Annotated in this window: 15 protein-coding genes; 7 read left to right on the top strand and 8 right to left on the bottom strand. The window is 48.9% G+C overall.

Annotated elements, in window-relative coordinates:
- Positions 1-166 precede the first annotated feature (166 nt).
- The 3 genes from ACE3MQ_RS04020 to ACE3MQ_RS04030 all read left to right on the top strand — a co-directional run bounded on the left by ACE3MQ_RS04020 (position 167) and on the right by ACE3MQ_RS04030 (position 4133).
- Complete coding sequence (locus ACE3MQ_RS04020) at positions 167-2062, top strand: PrkA family serine protein kinase (RefSeq protein ID WP_379390894.1); 1896 nt, start codon at positions 167-169, stop codon at positions 2060-2062.
- A gap of 244 nt (positions 2063-2306) precedes the next feature.
- Positions 2307-2921 (top strand): NAD(P)H:quinone oxidoreductase, encoded by a 615-nt coding sequence (wrbA, locus tag ACE3MQ_RS04025; RefSeq protein ID WP_379390896.1) that lies wholly within the window; start codon positions 2307-2309, stop codon positions 2919-2921.
- Positions 2922-3119: 198 nt separating this feature from the next.
- Positions 3120-4133, top strand: coding sequence for a protoglobin domain-containing protein (locus ACE3MQ_RS04030; protein WP_379391851.1), 1014 nt, complete (start codon positions 3120-3122; stop codon positions 4131-4133).
- 40 nt (positions 4134-4173) lie between these two features.
- Here ACE3MQ_RS04030 and ACE3MQ_RS04035 read toward each other — a convergent pair whose 3' ends face one another.
- Together ACE3MQ_RS04035 and yhbH are read right to left on the bottom strand one after the other, a co-directional pair.
- Positions 4174-5607 carry a SpoVR family protein gene (locus ACE3MQ_RS04035; protein WP_379390898.1) on the bottom strand — a complete coding sequence of 478 codons (1434 nt, stop codon included), beginning with the start codon at positions 5605-5607 and terminating at the stop codon, positions 4174-4176.
- The gene (yhbH, locus tag ACE3MQ_RS04040; RefSeq protein ID WP_379390900.1) at positions 5604-6767 is read right to left on the bottom strand and encodes a sporulation protein YhbH; all 1164 of its coding nucleotides are present in this window, start codon (positions 6765-6767) and stop codon (positions 5604-5606) included. Before yhbH ends, ACE3MQ_RS04035 begins: the two co-directional genes overlap by 4 nt.
- Positions 6768-6987: 220 nt before the next feature.
- Here yhbH and ACE3MQ_RS04045 point away from each other — a divergent pair, with 220 nt between their 5' ends.
- Positions 6988-10614, top strand: coding sequence for a PAS domain S-box protein (locus ACE3MQ_RS04045; protein WP_379390901.1), 3627 nt, complete (start codon positions 6988-6990; stop codon positions 10612-10614).
- 65 nt (positions 10615-10679) lie between these two features.
- Here the strand turns inward: ACE3MQ_RS04045 and ACE3MQ_RS04050 are convergent, their stop codons facing one another.
- From ACE3MQ_RS04050 to ACE3MQ_RS04060, 3 genes are all read right to left on the bottom strand, one after another.
- The gene (locus tag ACE3MQ_RS04050) at positions 10680-11531 is read right to left on the bottom strand and encodes a DegV family protein (protein ID WP_379390903.1); all 852 of its coding nucleotides are present in this window, start codon (positions 11529-11531) and stop codon (positions 10680-10682) included.
- A 26-nt stretch (positions 11532-11557) separates the two neighbouring features.
- Positions 11558-12427, bottom strand: coding sequence for a DegV family protein (locus tag ACE3MQ_RS04055; RefSeq protein ID WP_379390905.1), 870 nt, complete (start codon positions 12425-12427; stop codon positions 11558-11560).
- Positions 12428-12611: 184 nt separating this feature from the next.
- The gene (locus tag ACE3MQ_RS04060) at positions 12612-13028 is read right to left on the bottom strand and encodes a hypothetical protein (RefSeq protein ID WP_379390907.1); all 417 of its coding nucleotides are present in this window, start codon (positions 13026-13028) and stop codon (positions 12612-12614) included.
- 171 nt (positions 13029-13199) lie between these two features.
- Between ACE3MQ_RS04060 and ACE3MQ_RS04065 the strand changes: the two genes are divergently transcribed.
- The gene (locus ACE3MQ_RS04065) at positions 13200-13583 is read left to right on the top strand and encodes a DUF423 domain-containing protein (protein WP_379390909.1); all 384 of its coding nucleotides are present in this window, start codon (positions 13200-13202) and stop codon (positions 13581-13583) included.
- Between the two features lie 85 nt (positions 13584-13668).
- Here ACE3MQ_RS04065 and ACE3MQ_RS04070 read toward each other — a convergent pair whose 3' ends face one another.
- The 3 genes from ACE3MQ_RS04070 to mtnK all read right to left on the bottom strand — a co-directional run bounded on the left by ACE3MQ_RS04070 (position 13669) and on the right by mtnK (position 17264).
- Positions 13669-14241 (bottom strand): hypothetical protein, encoded by a 573-nt coding sequence (locus ACE3MQ_RS04070; protein WP_379390911.1) that lies wholly within the window; start codon positions 14239-14241, stop codon positions 13669-13671.
- 693 nt (positions 14242-14934) lie between these two features.
- Positions 14935-16044, bottom strand: coding sequence for an S-methyl-5-thioribose-1-phosphate isomerase (gene mtnA / locus ACE3MQ_RS04075; RefSeq protein ID WP_379390913.1), 1110 nt, complete (start codon positions 16042-16044; stop codon positions 14935-14937).
- Entirely contained in the window at positions 16041-17264 is a 1224-nt protein-coding gene (gene mtnK / locus ACE3MQ_RS04080; protein WP_379390915.1) for an S-methyl-5-thioribose kinase, read from the bottom strand. Before mtnK ends, mtnA begins: the two co-directional genes overlap by 4 nt.
- A gap of 346 nt (positions 17265-17610) precedes the next feature.
- Between mtnK and ACE3MQ_RS04085 the strand changes: the two genes are divergently transcribed.
- Positions 17611-18084, top strand: coding sequence for a Dps family protein (locus tag ACE3MQ_RS04085; protein ID WP_379390916.1), 474 nt, complete (start codon positions 17611-17613; stop codon positions 18082-18084).
- A gap of 243 nt (positions 18085-18327) precedes the next feature.
- Positions 18328-19167 carry a PhzF family phenazine biosynthesis protein gene (locus tag ACE3MQ_RS04090; RefSeq protein WP_379390918.1) on the top strand — a complete coding sequence of 280 codons (840 nt, stop codon included), beginning with the start codon at positions 18328-18330 and terminating at the stop codon, positions 19165-19167.
- Positions 19168-19226: the final 59 nt, after the last annotated feature.

Consider the following 19226-nt stretch of genomic DNA (forward strand, 5'->3'; position numbering starts at 1 on the left):
ATCTGATCTCGTTCTTTTACGCAAGAAAAACAGTTAAACGCGGTCTGTCTACAGTGTAAACGCGTCGATAGACATTTCACTTAACATGGAGGCTCCATTCAGTTCAGCAAGGATCACCGATCGGGGATGCGCTTTGCCCCAAGCGGAAGTACAGGAGGTACCGAACATGGATATTTTCAAGCGTATTGCAGCTTACCGTGCGGAAAGCGATTCTTTAGCGTGGAGTGGCACATTTAAAGATTATATTGAGCTTTTGTCCAAAGATTCTTCACCCGCCATGACCGCCCATGCCCGAGTGTATGAAATGATTGAATCCTACGGGGTTGAGGAAGTGAACGGGCGGAAGCGGTATAAATTTTTCGAGCAGGAAATATTTGGTCTGGATCAGGCGATTGAAAAGCTGGTGGAGGAGTATTTTCATTCAGCGGCGCGGCGGCTTGACGTTCGCAAGCGGATTTTGCTGCTGATGGGCCCGGTCAGCGGGGGGAAATCCACGTTGGTTACCCTTTTGAAAAGAGGGCTGGAAAAGTTCTCGCGAACGGACAAAGGGGCAGTCTATGCGATCTCCGGCTGTCCTATGCATGAAGACCCTTTGCATCTTGTGCCGAATGAGCTGCGTCCCGAGGTCGAGCAGGCGTTGAACGTTCGCATTGAGGGAAATTTATGCCCGGTATGCCAGATGAGACTGAAGACGGATTATGACGGAGATATCGAACGGGTCGCCGTGGAGAGAGTGCTGTTATCCGAAGATAACCGGGTCGGCATCGGCACCTTCAGCCCATCCGATCCGAAATCCCAGGATATTGCTGATTTGACGGGCAGTATTGATTTCTCCACGATTACGGAATATGGCTCCGAATCCGATCCTCGGGCTTATCGGTTTGACGGGGAGCTGAACAAAGCCAATCGCGGCTTGATGGAGTTTCAGGAGATGCTGAAATGCGACGAGAAGTTTCTGTGGAATTTGCTATCGCTCACCCAGGAGGGGAATTTCAAGGCCGGGCGGTTTGCGTTAATCTCCGCTGATGAAATGATCATAGCGCATACGAACGAATCGGAATATAAGGCGTTTATCGCCAATAAAAAAAATGAAGCACTGCAATCCCGGATGATCGTTATGCCGATCCCCTATAATCTCAAAGTGTCGCAGGAGGAGAAGATTTACGCGAAGCTCATCGGCCAGAGCGATATGAGGCATGTGCATATTGCTCCTCATGCGCTCCGTTCGGCGGCCATTTTTTCCGTACTTACCCGGCTTAAGGAAACGAAGAAGCAAGGGGTCGATCTGGTTAAGAAAATGCGCCTCTATGACGGGGAGGAAGTTGAGGGCTATAAGGATGCCGATCTGAAGGAGCTGCAAAATGAATATTTGGAGGAGGGCATGTCCGGCGTAGATCCCCGGTATGTCATCAACCGGATTTCCAGCGCGTTGATCAAGCAGGATTTGCACTGCATGGGCGCGCTTGATATTCTTCGCGCGATTAAGGACGGTCTGGATCAGCATGCCTCGATTACGAAGGAGGAGCGCGAGCGCTACCTCAATTTCATCAGCATTGCCCGCAAGGAATACGATGAGCTTGCCAAGAAGGAAGTCCAGAAGGCGTTCGTGTACTCTTTCGAGGAATCGGCTAGAACGCTGTTCGAGAACTATCTCGACAACATCGAGGCGTTCTGCAACTGGAGCAAAATTCGCGATCCGCTGACCGATGAAGAGCTTGATCCCGATGAACGGCTGATGCGTTCGATCGAGGAGCAGATCGGTGTTTCCGAAAATGCGAAAAAAGCGTTTCGCGAGGAAATTTTGATCCGGATTTCGGCGTACTCGCGAAAAGGGCGGAAGTTCGAGTACAACCACCACGACCGGCTGCGCGAGGCCATTGAGAAAAAGCTGTTCGCCGACCTGAAGGATATCGTCAAAATTACGACATCGACCAAAACGCCGGACGAAAATCAGCTCAAGCGAATTAACGAGGTCAGCAAGCGGTTGATCGATGAGCATGGCTATTGCCCGGTTTGCGCAAATGAATTGCTGCGATACGTAGGCAGCTTGCTGAATCGCTAATTATTTCATTCTGGCAAGCAGCCGATGAGCTGAGGCTGGAGCCAACCCGCACTAGTGGCTGATTAAACGTAATGATTGTTAAACGTAACGAAACTCAATCAAGGATCCAAATAACCGTAACTCGGCTGTCCCGTGTTGCGGTTATTTGTCATTTAGAAGAGCGGGAACGCTGCACGGAATGTATTATTTGGAACCGGGGTAAATTAAGGATGAACAAAGAATATTTGAAAAAGGAGATGGCATGATGCCAAATGTGAAGCTTGCGATCATCTACTATAGTTCGACTGGAACGAATTATAAGCTGGCCTCTTGGGCGGAGGAAGGAGCCAAAGAAGCGGGAGCTGAGGTCAAAGTGCTTAAAGTCCAGGAGCTAGCCCCGCAGAGTGCGATCGACAGCAATCCGGCTTGGAAGGCGCATGTGGAAGCGACTAAGGAGGTTCCTGTAGCTACGTTAAATGATTTGGAATGGGCGGATGCCTTCATTTTCAGCGTGCCTACCCGATTCGGCAACGTGCCTTCGCAAATGAAGCAGTTTTTGGATACGACGGGTGGCTTGTGGGCACAAGGGAAGCTCGCGGATAAAGTGGTTAGCGGAATGTGCAGTGCAGGCAATTTGCATGGCGGTCAAGAGGCGACGATTCTGTCGCTGTATACAACGATGTATCACTGGGGAGCCATCATCGCCGCGCCCGGGTATAACAATCCGGTTACATTCGCTTCCGGCGGCAATCCTTACGGTATGAGCGTAACCGTGAACCAGGACGGCAGCATGCAGGAGAATGTCCGAGAAGGCGTTATATATCAAGCAAAGCGTACGGTTACCGTAGCTGGATGGGTGAAAAACGGGCAGCAAGGCTAGTTAACAGTTGAAATACCTCTACTAAAATTGGGTTTTACACTCAGTTTTAGCAGAGGTGCTTTGCGCTGGAAATTTATTTATGAAATTATTTAATCTTACTATTTCATTGTTAGGTAGAAGAGGGTTATACTAGTAAAAAAGTCACTGTTAAAAATAATATAATTAAAAATTCATCCAGAAGGAGAGTATGTGTTAAATATGATGGATCTTTCTCCAGCAAGAGCAAAGCAGATCGCGTTTATCGGCATAACGCAAAGTGATCTCGACTTACTTAAGGACTATAGAACTATTTTTGAAAAAGTAGTCGAAGAAATCGTTACACGATTCTATGAGCATTTACAGCGCGAGCCCGAATTGCTAGACCTGATAAACCGCCACAGCACGATAGAGCGATTGAAGCAGACGCAGCGTCAATATTGGCTGTCACTTGCTGAAGGAATTTTGACAGAACCGTTTATCGAACAACGAATCCGTATAGGACAGATTCATTCACATATCGGTTTGTCTACTGAATATTACTTGGGGAGTTATATGGTCTATCTCGATTTGGCAATCGAGCTGTTGAAGCCGCTTGCAGGGGATCGTTGGCCGGTCGTGACGCACGCCCTGTCCAAAATGTTTAATTTGGATTCTCAGCTCGTATTGGAGGCCTATGAGAAGCAGGAAAAAAGCAAGCTGACAGCCATCGCCTCCGAGAAGGACAGCTTGCTTCAAGCGGTGACAGAGGTTACGCAGGAGCTAACGGGCATGATCGCCGAGCTTAGCGAAAATTCGCGAATCATTGCATCAGCAGCCCAGGCGACGGCAGCTTCGCAAGAGACCGCGCATGATCTAGTACAGCAGCTTCATCAGGAAATCGGACAAATTGATGAAATGAGCACCTCGATTCAGGAAATATCAGATCGGACGCATCTGCTGGGACTTAACGCGGCCATTGAAGCTGCTCACGCCGGAGAGAACGGCCGGGGCTTTGAGGTCGTGGCGGGGGAAGTACGTAAGCTGGCTCAAAGCTCCAAGCAAACCTTGATGCAAATTCAAGACTTGGTCGAAGGGATCAAGAGCAAGCTGGGCCACATCCAGCAAGAATCCGTGGAGATGGCGACAAGCGCCAGGCAGCAAGCGGCGAATTCGGGCGAGCTCTCTATTTTCGTGCAGATGATCGAGAAGGTAGCTGAGGATTTGAGCCAGCTTCAGAAGGAAAACCAGCCATAGGCATAAAGCAACCCGTCTCCTGAAAGACGGGTTGTTAGCGTTAAATCAGTTTGCGATAATGCTTCTGGCCATCATAACTGAATATGGCCTTCTTATCCTCGACGACGCTTTCCAAATGCACCGTGCGTCCCCAGAGACGCTGTACGTAAGGGAGCGTTCTTTCCAGGTATTTCAAATCCAGCTCAATGCCCTCGTATTGATGCTTCAGCACGAGCTCGCCGGCTCGGTTGAAGTTGCCGTCTTGAACGACGATGTAGGGGGCTCCCCCATTGATCCGCGATTCTACCAGTTGATCCCGAACATTTTCCCAGGTCTTGTCGGTAATCTTCCATTCGGGTCCTTGCTTTTCAAAAATATAGAGATCCAGGTCGTGCACGATCTGCTTGGTTAAATAGCTGCGGAGGAATGAAGTATCGGAGTCCAGCTCGCGAACTTCAAATATCTTCTCGCGCCCTTTCCCTTGCTGGCGGCCGAAGCGCCGCTGCTCCTCCTCCGTCGGATGATCCCAGCGCCATTCGATATCCTCGAATATTTTCAGGCCTAAATAATAGGGATTCAAGCTGTGGCGCGACGGCTGAACGACTGAGGCATTGAGCTTGGCGTACTCCACGGTTTCCTCGCTGGTCAGATTCATTTCGCGCAAAATGCGTTGATGCCAATAGGAGGCCCAGCCTTCATTCATAATCTTCGTTTCCATTTGCGGCCAGAAATACAGCATTTCTTCTCTGAGCATGCTCATAATATCCCGCTGCCAATCCTCTAGCGATTCGGAGTATTCCTGGATGAACCACATGACGTCCTTCTCCGGCTCGGGAGGGAAATTAGCTCCGCTGCTTCCCGGATCTTCAGCATCACTGCCGTCACCGAGGCTCCAGAGATCATCGTAGGGGCCTTTGCGTTCAGGCTGCTTCCTTGACTCCTTTGCCCTTCGTATCATCTCCTCGGTCTGTTGGCGTTTATCGTACCGGAAAGGCCGGACGAGCTGCGGATCGACATGCTCCTGAATGGCGAGCACGGCGTCGATGAATGATTCCACTGTCTCGGCGCCGTATGACAGCTCATATTTGCTTATGCGCTCGGCGGTGGCGGACATGCTTTCCACCATATCCCGATTCGTGGCCGAGAAGCGTACATTATTTTTGAAGAAGTCGCAATGAGCCAGCACATGAGCCACGATCAATTTGTTCTGGATCAGGGAGTTGCCCTCCAGCAGGAAGGCGTAGCAAGGGTTGGAATTGATGACGAGCTCGTATATTTTGCTCAGGCCGAAGTCGTATTGCATTTTCATTTTATTGAAAATTTTGCCAAAGCTCCAGTGGCTGAACCGCGTCGGCATGCCGTAAGCGCCGAAGGTGTAAATGATGTCCGCTGGACAAATTTCATAGCGCATCGGGTAGTAATCGAGCCCGAACCCATCGGCAATCTCCATAATTTCAGCAATGGCATATTCCAATTGCTTCATATCGTCGCTCAACTGGCCGTGCCTCCTTCCCGTCGATGAAAGAATCGCTTCAACGCGCTGTAAACCTCGCCCTTCTCCTTAATAACATAGTGCATAAACTTCTCTTGCTTAATGTGGCGATAGGCCGACATCAAGGTGCTTCCCCGGTTATATTGATTGACTTCGCCATATCCAAACATGTTGCAGCGCTCCAGCAATTCGCCAATGAGCTTGATGCAGCGGTCATTGTCCGAGGTCAAATTGTCCCCGTCGGAGAAGTGAAAGGGGTAGATGTTATAGCTTGTGGAGGGATAGCGGGATTCGATAATTTCCAGGGCCTTATGATATACGGATGAACATATCGTACCGCCGCTTTCGCCCCTGGTGAAAAATTCTTCTTCGCTAACCTCCTTTGCCTCGGTGTGATGGGCCAAAAATACGATTTCGACCTTCTCGTACTGCTGTCTTAGAAACCGGGTCATCCAAAAGAAAAAGCTGCGGGCACAGTATTTCTCGAATGTGCCCATCGATCCCGAAGTATCCATCATGGCTATGATGACGGCGCTTGATCGGGGCACGACGACATCCTCCCACGTTTTATAACGTAGATCGTCCGGAGAAATGCCGTGAATTCCGGGCGAGCCTGAGGTGGCATTGCGGCGAAGATTCTCAAGGATGGTGCGCTTTTTATCGATATTGGACATGAGCCCTTTTTTGCGGATATCGTTAAATCGGACGGCGACAGTTTCCAGATCTTCCTTGTCCTTCTCCTCCATGAATGGCAGCTCCAGCTCGTCGAACAGCAGCTCCTCCAAATCCTCGATATTGATTTCGGCCTCGACGACGTCCTGGCCGGCTTTATCGCCTGCTTTGCTTCCTTTTCCGCCCTCCTTCGGGCTGTCCTGGGCGAGTATATCTCCAACATTGCTGTCTCCGTTGCCCTGTCCTACATGCTTATGCTTCTGATAATTATGAATAAATCGGTATTCCTCCAAGTTGCGGAGAGGGATTTTGACGATCCCTTTACCGTCGGACATGATTATGCTCTCCTCGGTGATCAGATCCGGGAGATTTTGCCTGATCACTTCCCGCACTTTCTCCTGATGACGCTGCTGATCCTGATAGCCTTTACGATGAAGAGACCAGTCTTCCTTAGACACGATGAATGAGTGCGGGCCAGGTGCAGATGACATGATGGACACCTCCCAATAAAATGGTTGGAAACAGTGAGAGTGGATGTAACTAAAGTATATTCAGGAGAGGGAACGATATGTGAGGGAGAAAGTTTACTTCGGATGAATCGACAGTCGGAAAAGCCGCGTTGACGGGATAGGTGCCCGGTCCCTAGTCATATTCAAGGATAATCGGTTAAAATTGTAACATCGACAACAAGCCAGAAAAGGAGCCCTCACTGTGATCAACGATAAAAATGGACTACTTCGGCAATTACTCTTAGATGGAGGAACGTATAAGTCATTGTATGTTCATCACCCGGATGCCATTTGTGTCATTGATGTGGAAGGGAATTATGTGGATGCCAATCCGGCAACCGAAAAAATTACAGGCTACCCGCCTGATCAATTCGTACAGCTCCCGTTGGAAAGGCTGTTCTGCGAGCAAGGGAGGAAGAAGAAAGACGAATGCTTTAAACGGGCACTGGAGGGAGAGTCCGGAAATTTCGAAGCTTCCTTCAAGCATAGGAACGGTTGTATTCGCGATGCTTATATCACTTATGTACCGATCGTTCATGAGAATGAAGTAATAGGGGTATATTCGATTTCTAAAGACATTACAGAGGTCAGGGCCGCCGAGGAGAGCTTGAAGCAGTCTCAGCAGCTCTATGAGCTAGTCTCGACTTATGCAGAGGATGTTATTGCATCTGCCGATATGGAGGGCAATTGCCTGTCGATCTCTCCTACGGTTCGAAATTTGCTTGGCTATGAACCGCATGAGCTTATTGGCAGAAACCTTCAGCAGTTAATCGTTCATCGGGAAAATAAAGTAGAAAAAGTGGATTGGAATTATGATCGTTCCGTGTTAATTGATTTGCTTCAGCATAAAGACGGGAGACAAGTTTGGGTCGAAACAAGAATCCGAAAAATATATGATGAGCTAGGCGTGCCAAAGAAAGCGCTCGCAATAGCCAGGGATGTAACGGCGCGGCAAGAGGCGGAAATCAAGCTTCGCCGGAGTGAAGAGATGCTGGCACAAGCCCAAAGACTTGCGGTAATGGGGTCTTGGGATTTTGACATGCCTACCGGGCAATTCTCGACCTCCAATGAGTTTGACAGGATCTTCAGGCAGAAACTTCATACCTTGCCCGAGATGGCCGAAGAATTGCGCAAGAGAATTCACCCTGTGGATATTCCGATTTTTGACGAAGCTATGGACGGTATTTTAAAGGGCATCCCCTTCGAAATCGTTTATCGACTTGTGCTTGAATCGGATGAGCTTCAAGTGATCCGCTCCCAAGCGACAATAGAACACAATGCAAACGGAGTTCCCCTAAGAATTATCGGGGTTGTACAGGATATAACGGATCGCCAGAAAATAGAGGCTGCGCTAAGGGAAAGCGAGCGTCAGTTCAGACTGATTTCCGAATATTCCATGGATTTGATTTCTCGGCATACGGCGGACGAGGAGGCCGTTTATTTATTCGCTTCCCAATCCTCGGTAAGCCTTCTTGGTTATGAGCCCGAGGAAATGGTGGGACGCAGCGTTTATGAATTCTTCCATCCGGAGGATGTGCCGATGGTCAAGGATTTTTTGGAGTCGCAAATGAAATCCCGAAAAGTATATACGGTAACCTATCGTATACGCTGTAAGGACGAGCAGTATATATGGTTTGAAAGCACAGGGAGATATCGGTACGACCAATTAACCGGAGAAATCGACGAGATGATTGTCATTTCACGGGATGTGACGGAACGCAAAGAAAGCGAGCAGCGTTTGCAGGAAAGCCAGCAGCGCTATAAATCGTTGTTTGAGTACAGTCCTGCCAGCGTCTACTCCATGGATTTACTCGGCCGGTATTTGACGCTTAATTCCAATTTCGAATGGCTGACGGGATATAACCGTGAAGAGCTTACGACAATGTGCTTTCATGACCTCATTGATCCCGCCGATTTGGTCAAGACCGTACACCATTTTGAGCTGGCGAAGGAAGGAAAACCTCAAACCTATGAAACGGTAGTCCTCCATAAGGATGGAACCAAGATTGAAATCGCCGTAACCAATGTGCCGATCATGGTGGACAAGCGCGTTGTCGGCGTATACGGCTTGGCTAATGATATTACGGAAAGAAAGCGATATGTGGAGCAGATCGAGAAGCTCAGCTATGTGCATTCGCTTATTTTGGGATCGGTATCCGAAGGAATCTATGGACTGGACGAGAATGGCAGAACGGTCTTTATCAACAAAGCTGCCGCAAATATGCTTGGATATGAACAGGAGGATTTTATCGGGCAGCCCAATCATTCATTGATCCATCATACGACCAGCGAGGGTACGGATTATCCGACAGAGCTATGTCCGATTATTCAGACGATGCAGGACGGCATTTCCCGGGGGGTGAACGAAGATGTTTTTTGGCGAAGGGATGGCTCCAGCTTCCTCGTCCAATATACAGTAAATCCCATGATTGAGAGAGGACAAATTGTGGGAGCCGTCGTCGTATTCCACGATATTACGGGAGAACGGGAAATATTGCGCGCCAAAGAGTCGGCAGAACGAACGGCGCTGGCCAAATCGGAGTTTCTTGCCACAATGAGCCATGAGATTCGGACTCCGATGAACGGTGTCATCGGTATGACCGATTTGCTGCTGGAAACCGACCTAAACGAGGAACAGCGGTATTATGCCGACATCATTTCCAGCAGCAGTCATGCGCTATTGGCGATTTTGGACGATGTACTGGATTTCAGCAAGATCGAGGCCGGAAAAATGGCGTTCGAGTATGAGCTTTTTGACCTGAATGCCTGCGTTCAGAGCGTTATAGAGCTATTCTTGCCCAGTGCGGATAAGAAGAATATCGTGCTTACCTATCATATTGCTTCAGATGTACCGGAGCTTATCGTAAGCGATCCCGTGCGATTGCGGCAAATTCTCGTTAATTTAATCGGTAATGCCTTGAAATTTACGGAGCAGGGCGAAATTAGCGTGATCATTGTCAAAAAAGAGGTGCAGACGCCGCATTCCGTACTGCTGGAAATCAGCGTAAACGACACAGGCATCGGCATCCCGGAGGATCAGCAATACAAACTGTTTCAATCCTTCTCCCAGGTTCATCCCGTCATTAATCGCAAATACGGGGGAACGGGCCTGGGTCTGGCCATTTGCAAGAAGATGGTTGAGCTGATGGGCGGAACGATTACGGTCGAGAGCAAGGAAGGGCAGGGCTCCACGTTTCGTTTTACGCTGATTAGCGGGGAGCGGGAAGAGGAACGGGACTGTGATGGACGAGCACTGGGACGACAGCTTGAACGGCTGGGTTGTCCGGAGGAGCTCGCGAATTCTTTGCCCAATTCCGCTTTTTCCGGCGTGGGAAATGAAATCGCTGCAGCCGCGGCCCCAGCGGCAGAAACATCCGAACCAGGCGCAACTGCCGAAGGAGCCTCCGCGAAGCAGAATGGCATCTCCAGGCAGCAAGAACGCTTCTCGCTGCTTGTGGCCGAGGATCACCCGGTGAACTGTCAAATTTTCGTCCAGATGCTAAAGAAGCTAGGGTACGCGTCCGATGTAGCCCATAATGGCGTCGAAGCGGTTGAGGCTGTGTCCTCCCAAGCCTATGATCTTATATTTATGGACATCGAGATGCCAGTGATGGACGGAATCAAGGCCGCGCGCCTAATTAGACAGTGGGCGCCGGTGGATCAAATGCCGATTATTATCGGTATGAGCAGCCAGGAAGTCATTGAGCAGCAGCGGGAGCGCTGTTTGGCTAGCGGAATGGCAGGACTGTTAAGAAAGCCGCTTCGTATTCAGGAGGTTGCCGAATTGCTCGAGGAATGGAGGCTTAAGCTCGGTAAGTCGAAAGGATGAATAAGGTAAAGATAAACAAGCCGACGGATCATGGAGCGATCGTCGGCTTGTTTACGCGGTGCTGTTTAAATCGATTTTGTATATAAAATTCCGATAGTTTTGGCTCCGCAATGGCTGGAAATAACGCATCCTGCATCGGATACGGCGACTTCTCTTGCTTTTGTTTTCGACTGCAAAATTTGCTGCAGATGAACGGCGTCCTCATCAGCCAATGAATGGGTAATGAATATTAAGTCATTGTCCATGTCATCGATTTTAGCCAGGGCATTGTTGAGCAGCTGCTCCAGCACTTTCTCGCGGCTTCCGCGGATTTTGGATACGGGAGTCATCTTTCCGTCGATGACCTTGATGACCGGCCGAATTTTGAGCAGGCTTCCTACCAGGTTTTGCATTCCGGAGCATCTGCCGCCCTTATATAAGTAATCCAGCGAATCAATGACGAATTCCGTTTCGACCTGCGGCCTTGTCTTCTCCAGTAAGGCTACGATTTCAGCTACGCTGTGCCCCTCAGATGCAGCTCTGACCGCTTTCATCACGAGCAATCCGATTCCGGTGGATAAGTTGAGCGAGTCAAAAACAGTAACCTGGCCCTCTTCAAATTCCTCGGCCGCAATGAGGGCATTCTGGTAAGTCGAAGATAGCTCGGACGACAGACTTATGTATAAAATTTGCTGTCCTTCAGCAATCGCAGGAGCAAAGGCCTGGATAAAATCGGCGGGAGAAGGTGCTGCTGTCTTCGGCAAGCGCCCGCTCTTCGCTACTTTGCTATACAACTGCGGGGTCGTGAGGTCGATCCCGTCCTTGTACGTTTCGTCCTCGAACGTAACATACAACGGAACGATGCCGATGCCGTACTCCTTGATCCATGCTGCAGGCAGATCGCAGGTGCTGTCCGCAAATATTCTAATGGTTCGCAAAGTGATCCCTCCAAATGAAATTCGGATTATCCGATTCGGTCTTCGGAGCCCTTGTTCATATACATAATCGCAACGGTATGAGGCCCGCAGTGGCTGGATATGACGCAGCCTGCTTCAGCGATCGCCACTTCGCGCGCCGGTGTCTGCTCTCTGAGAATGGCTGCGAGCCGGCGTGCCTCTTCCTCGGCTAGAGTATGGGCTACGATAATTAAATCATCGTCCATTTCATCTTTCTTGGCAAGGGCATTGTCGAGCATTTGCTGAACGGCTTTCTCCTTCTTGCCGCGGACTTTGTAGGCAGGAATAATGCTTCCGTCAACGACTTTCAGTACGGGACGTATTTGGAGCAGGCTGCCGATGAAGTTCTGCATGCCCGAGCATCTGCCGCCTTTGTATAAATACTCCAGTGTATCGATGACAAACTCCGTATTTACTAATTGTCTGGAGTGTTCAAGCAAAGAGACGATCTCATGGGCGCTTTGTCCTTGCCGGGAGGCTTTGACCGCCTTCATCACGAGCAGGCCGATCCCGCTGCATAAATTAAGCGAGTCCACGATATGTACTCGTCCTTCTGGGAATTCGCCTGCCGCAATAAGCGCGTTCTGGTAGGTGGATGACAGGCTGGACGAAATACTAATATATACGATATCGTGTCCTTGCTCGATATGCGGAGCAAAAGCGTCTATAAAATCTTTGGGAGACGGGGCCGTCGTTTTAGGCAAGCTCCCTGCATCCGCGACTTTTCCGTAAATGCCGATCGGCGTAATATCGATGCCATCGCGGTAGGTCTGATCATTAAAGACGACATACAGGGGAATGATTCCGATGCCGTATTCCGTGATCCAAGACGCTGGCAGATCGGATGTGCTATCCGCAAAAATTTTAACTTGTGCCATAAGTATCTCCTTAAATTCAGATAGTCCAGCTTTATTTTATCAAAAAGCGAGAGCGTTTAACATCTTTTCGGCTCGTTCGTTGGAAATTGCTGATGTAAGCGGGCGCTCGGGAAGCCGCTAACAAAAAATTTGCCCCCGCGATAACTTGTTTAGGCTAACGAGGGGGCAAGTTGTGCTGTTGGACTTATAGCTGTTGTAATGTACCGATAATATAGAGAAAGATGATTAATACCACGGACAACGAAGATAATATCGTGCCAATGATAGCAAATATTTTTTTGCGGTTTTTGATTACGAGTCCGATGATCCCCAGAATGAGAGCGATCAAATTTATGATAGCTGCGCCGAACATGGCAAGAATGCCGAGAATCGCCGCAGGATCGTCCATAAGGGCTTCCTCGATGTAGGACGGGTTTTGGACAGCCTGGCCAATGGCGGCAATGATAAGAAAGAAGGCCATAAAGTAGCCTAGCAATGCAATGATGCTCATAACAAATGAGGTGATGCCAAGCCCAGAGTGCTTTTGGGGGGCCAAGGGCTGGGCAGGCGCCGCATAATCATAGTTAGGGCTTGGTGGTTGCGCCCCAGGTTCATAATTCATTAATAATCAAGCTCCTTTGCAGAAATTTAGTCATGTTAACGTATAATCTTCCATAGATTCGGTAAAAAATCAAGAAAAAAATTCACTTTTGGGCCGGTTCTGGTAAAGGTGAAGCGAGCTGGGTTATGATAGGTAAGTAGGTTTGTGGTTTGAAAAATAGGAGGGATATCTATGCAGCGAAGAATAGCTGGAATAGGAGCGATCATTATGCTTCTGGCCGTTGCCCTTGGCGCCTTTGGAGCTCACGTGCTGGAACCGGTCATTCAAGATTCAATTGAAACGTATAAGACCGGGGTTCAATATCATATGATCCATGGTATAGCCATGATTCTTGTCGCCCTGGCAGCCGGCACGTGGGGCGATAGCAACAAGCTGCGCTGGGCTGCGCGGTTGTTTCTGATCGGGATTGTGCTATTCTCGGGCAGCCTCTATTTGCTGTCTGTGGCGGGCTGGAGATGGCTTGGACCGATTACTCCGCTTGGAGGAGTTTCTTTCATTGCAGGGTGGCTCATGCTTGCTCTATCAGCGTGGGGACAGACGGGAAAAAGTAAATGAGAGTAAATACAAAATGCTGCGCTATCCCGAAGGGATGGCGCAGCATTCGTCTATATCCTGCGTGATATTGAGTTGAGTTAGAGCTTTAGGTTTCAATGAAATCGATGACTTCGCTAAGCATAAAAGTATAAACTTGCTTCTCGTCAACATGATAGACGTTGATGGCGTAGGTTTCTGATTGGAAATTCAATATGCGGCAAGGGATATTTATTCGCTCACCATTACGATAGATTAATATCCGAACCAGGCGATTCTCTGAAATATATTTCTGAATCCAATCTTGGAAGTTTCCGCTCATCGCCAGGGCGGCGAAGCTGTCTTCAGCGTTGGGAGCGATCTTTAATTCGTCTGGTGCCTTTCTTTTATCAGCGACTTGGTCATTATTTTTTCCAGTAGCTTCCTGTTTGGTCGATGAGTTCGTTGTAAGTCGTTTGTAGGATCTGGAGATGAATGATTGTTTCCTTGCCGCCAGCAGGGATTCAATAATTTCCCCGAGCTCAATCCCAGAATTGATGCGATAATCGATAATTTGTTCCCCGCTGTTAAGCAGTTCCAGCAGCGATTGAAGCGCGGTGGCATTGGACTTGCTTTTTACCAAGATTTCCACATTGAATAAATATCCTAGTTGTTCATGATCATTATTATTATGATTGTCCATAATTCCCCATAATTCCCCCAGAAACACATGTTAAGTATCGTTGCTCGTAGATGTCAGGCTAATATTAAAATTACCCATTAATCATAGCATCGCTTGGTGGACAATCATAGTCCTAAAGGTTCAAATTGAAACATTTTTAAAGATTCAGAAAGTATAAAATTCGAAGCAAGAGCTTCTTAAAATCGCAAGGAAAAGGGCTTGTAATCGCGGCCCGGCACCTTAGAGTACTTCGACAGAGATTTTCTAATAGTATTAAAAGAGGGGAAGTACTTCTGAATATTAAGTTGAACTATCCACTATTCTTATTCTTATATCTCCCTTAAGGCCATTACCATCGTCCTCCACGCATTCAACTGATGGTTATACGGAGCCAAAAACAAGCGGAATCCGACCTTGTCGGCTGCAGCAACAATTTTGAACGAAAAGTCGTACAAAGGCGCTTCTGAAAGCGTCGCCGCAAGAACTTTGTACGAAAGATAGTACAAAAGAGGTCTCGAGGCGATCATTCACGGTAGTGTTGTACGAAAGATCGTACAAAAGGCGTGCATGGTGGTCTGGCACTATAGTTTTGTACGACAAATCGTACAATTAGAACGTTTAATACGGCTGCTTTTACCGTAAAATCTATAGTTCAACCTATATATGAAAAAATTACAAAGTGTTTACCTCATCCCATCTCTGGACTTTAAGAGATTAATCTATGTCCTTGAACAGGGCTGCCAAATTGTCTCGGAATGGAGGCTTGACGATCCCTTTCTCCGTAATGATGGCTGTTACCAAATGATGCGGAGTGACGTCGAAAGCAGGATTGAACACTTTAATGCCGGAAGGGGCTGTGCGTTTGCCGAACCCTTCGGTTACTTCATGCTCGGGCCGCTCCTCAATTGGAATAAGCTGTCCGTTCTCCGTATCTAGATCAATGGTGGACAATGGCGAGGCCACGTAGAAAGGGATGTTGTGCGCCTTTGCCAAAACGGCAAGGCTGTACGTTCCGATTTTGTTTGCGACATCCCCGTTAGCGGCAATGCGGTCTGTTCCCACGATGACGGCATCGATCCAGCCCTTGGACATAACGAGGCCAGCCATGTTGTCGCAGAGCAGGGTTACATCGATGCCTGCTTGCTGCAGCTCGAATGCGGTCAGCCTTGCTCCTTGAAGAACTGGCCTTGTCTCATCGGCGTATATTTTAAGGGCAATCCCCTGTTCCTGCGCCAGATAAAACGGGGCCAGAGCCGTTCCGTATTTGGCGGTGGCCAGTCCTCCAGCGTTGCAGTGAGTAAGGACTCCCATCCCGGAAGTAAAAAGAGGAAGCGCATGCTCTCCGATTTTCCGGCATACTTCTTCATCCTCACGATGTATCGCTATCGCCTCCGCCAGTAATGCCTCATTGCGCAAAGAGCGGCCTACCTGCTCTGCCGCGAGCTTCACAGCACGCTCTTTCATCCGGTCAAGCGCCCAGAAGAGGTTGACCGCTGTCGGTCGCGAGGTTGCTAAATGCTCGGCGGTAGCCAATACATGCTCCAGCCACTGGGTGTCGTCTCCCTGAAAGGAGTTCGCTCCCAGCACAACCCCATAGGCGGCAGCGATGCCGATCGCCGGGGCTCCCCGCACCTTCATGGCATGTATGCCATCCCATACCTCCTTAGGGGTCGCTAATTCAAGAAAGACGATCTCCTCGGGAAGCAGCCGCTGATCAAGCATTAGGAGCTTGCCTTCGCTCCAGCGAAGGCTGAGAAGAGGCTCGGGGCGTTGCCGACTTGTCTGGAGTGGCTCGGTCTTCACGCTGTAGTGTTCATTCGTCATACGTTAGCACCCTCCTTAGCTGCAGCTGCTGCAGCCCATTCGATCACTTCGGCGATGGAAGACGCTGATCTGCCTTGCTTCACAAGCTGCTTGCCAATGTCTAGAGCCGTGACCTTGGCTTGATGGCGGTGCAATTCATTTTTGATCGTATCAATGTCTGCGACATGGGAGAGGCCAACGATTCGGCGGATCACTTTACAACCAGCAAAACCGATAGTGTCCTGGAGTACTTTTTCCATGTAGAGATCCTGATAGCCAGGCGTCTTGGACATGATGTCTACGCCATGTGCATCCCAGAGCTTGCGGAAATTATGCTCGAAATGATTCCATACGCCGCCAATTGTTGCAAGAAGCCATGTACGGCGCTCCTGCAAAATAGCGTCGTTGTCGCTCCAACCGGGCTGAGCGGCAAAGTTCAACAGTAAATTTGCGATAACCGCTCCGATATCAAAGCCGATCGGCCCGTAATAGGCGAACTCGGGATCAATGACTTTGGTCGAATCAGAGGTAACGAAAATGCTGCCGGTATGGAGATCGCCATGCAGCAGCGCTTCTCCACGCGTAAGGAACTTCTCTCTAAGCAGGGCCACTTCGAGGTGGAGTTCGTTGTCCTGCCACAGCTTCTCGGCCTCCGGTCGAATATCTTCCGTGAAGTTGTTATTATCGGCATCCCTGTATGGATCTTCAAATATTAAATCCTCGGTTATTTTGCATAAATCAGGATTAATGAAACGTGCGGATTGCAGCTTCTTGTCCTGCTGATTCATGCCGAGATCGGAGGTATAGAACAGCGTGGTGGCGATGAAGCGACCGATATGTTCTGCAAAATGGTCATAAGTATGCCCGTCGATCAGGCCTTGACGCATAATCGTATAGCCGGACAAGTCTTCCATTACCGTGATTGCCAGCTCGTTGTCGCCCCCATAAATCGCAGGGACAAGCTCCGGGCAGAGCCGGTGTTGGATTTCCAGCGCTTCCCTTTCGATGCGGGCACGATCTAGACTCAGCGGCCACGACTCGCCCACGACCTTGGCATAAGGCAAAGCTTGTTTAATGATCAGGCTCTTGTTCTGCTGCGGATCCGCGACTCTGAACACCAGGTTCAAATTGCCGTCCCCGATTTCTTCGCAGGTAAGTACGGCATCGGCTGCGAAAAAATCAGGAATTGACTTGGCATAAGCAATGGCATCCTCCAGCGAAAAAGGATGATATGAGGACATAATGAGGCACCTCCAAAAATAGGGTTTGTTTTAAGTTGCATCTATATTTAAATATAGTAAGAAAACTTCATTAAAAATTAGATTAAAGTTAGTATATCGGAAAAGTGTGTTATTAGCATTACTTTTTTCAAAATGACTCCATATCGAAGCGGCCTAATACAGGTTATGCTGTTGATAACCGCTGCGAAGTGACTGAAGTGACTATTGTTGTTTCGTAAAAACCCGGCTCGGGTAACATAGTAATAGGGATGCTCGGAGCCCGGTAAATAACTTGTATTCATTTCAGGCATGATTTGCGTGCTCTGGGGTGAACATATATCAATAACGGAGAAATGAGGGATTGATTATGGCTAAAGCTGATTCGAAGTCTGCCAACAAAACAAGCAAGGCAAGTTTGGAGCAGGTACTAAACGAGCAAGTCGCTAACCTTAACGTGCTGTATGTTAAGATACACAATTACCATTGGTATGTGAAAGGGGAAAACTTCTTTACGCTGCATGCCAAATTCGAAGAGCTTTATGATGAGGTAACCGAGAAAATGGATGCCGTAGCGGAGCGTTTGCTCACGATTAAAGGCAATCCGGCTGCTACGATGAAAGAGTACCTGGAGATCGCTACGATCCAGGAAGCTAATGGGAAGGAAGATCAGCGCGCCATGGTTCAGACGCTGGTTGAGGACTTTGCTACTTTGTCTGAATCATTCCAGGAAGGCATTGAGCTTGCCGATAAAGAAGGCGATGAAGCGACAGCGGATTTGCTGACCGGCTTCAAGGGCGATTTAGAGAAGCATATGTGGATGCTTCGCACATATTTGGGATAAGCGTACATTTGAATGCATAACAGGGCTGGATCGTTTAACGATCCAGCCCTGTTTTATTGTGAACGCCAGCATGACTGGGGGCCTTCCGAATACGCGAAGCTGTTTCTTAACCGCGGTATTTTTTTGACTGCGTATAACATCCATAATGATCTCAAATTTGGGAAAAACAGGTTGACATATAGTGAAGACAATGTAGGATTGAACTACGATTGTTTTATAGTATGAAGAGAGGTGCCAGCTGATATGACGCAGGATGTAAATGTATATAAGGTATTTACTGATGATTCTAGCCGGGGAAATCCAGCAGCTGTAGTCGAGTATCGAGGATGGCCTGATGCAAAGCTGCTCGAAATAGCAAGGAATTCCGGTGCGCCTGTAACGGTGTTCGTTCAATTTAGCAGTGATCAAGAAAAGGACGCTGTCTTACGGTTTTTTTCCAGCGAGCAGGAAATGACGTTCTGCGGGCACGGGACACTCGCTGCAGGGGCTTTTATGCTGCAGCAATACGAACGGGATCGTTTGCAGGTCGTTTGCGGATCCGGTACGCCCATCGTAATCGCCAAATCCCCGCTGGGTCATTATTATTTTAAGACTGAACGGGCGCGCCGCCTGGCTATGATCCCGGACAGGATCGAAGTTGCACACATGCTCGGAAGGGATCCCGGGGACATTTTGGATAATGCCCCTTTTTGTGCGGCAAGCATCGGTTCGCCCAAATTGCTTGTGCCGCTTCGTCATTTAAACGCTCTGGACGAGATTAAACCTAAGTTTGAGAAGATTAAGGAATGGAGCGGAAAGTACCGTATTAACGGGGTATACGCCTATGCCTTTCACGAACCCGAGCAGAAGGCTCCAGATCATGGAGCTGTCTATATCCATGCGCGCGGCTTTAATCCGTTGTTCGGCATCCCGGAGGATGCTGCCACCGGTGTAGCGGCAGGGGCGCTTGGCGACCTTTTATTTCAGGGGGGAGGGCCGTCGGCATATGTCATCTCACAGGGCAAGCATGTCGGCGCCGAAAGCGAAATCCGCGTAGAGGTCAAGGCAGAAAGCGTGGAAATCGGCGGCTTCGTGTGCATCTGATATAAATCGACATTTGGACATGATTATACAAGCAGTGCTTTTGAAAGGGAGATTACATT

It is taken from the genome of Paenibacillus lentus (assembly GCF_042714055.1).
GTDB lineage: Bacteria > Bacillota > Bacilli > Paenibacillales > Paenibacillaceae > Fontibacillus > Fontibacillus lentus_A.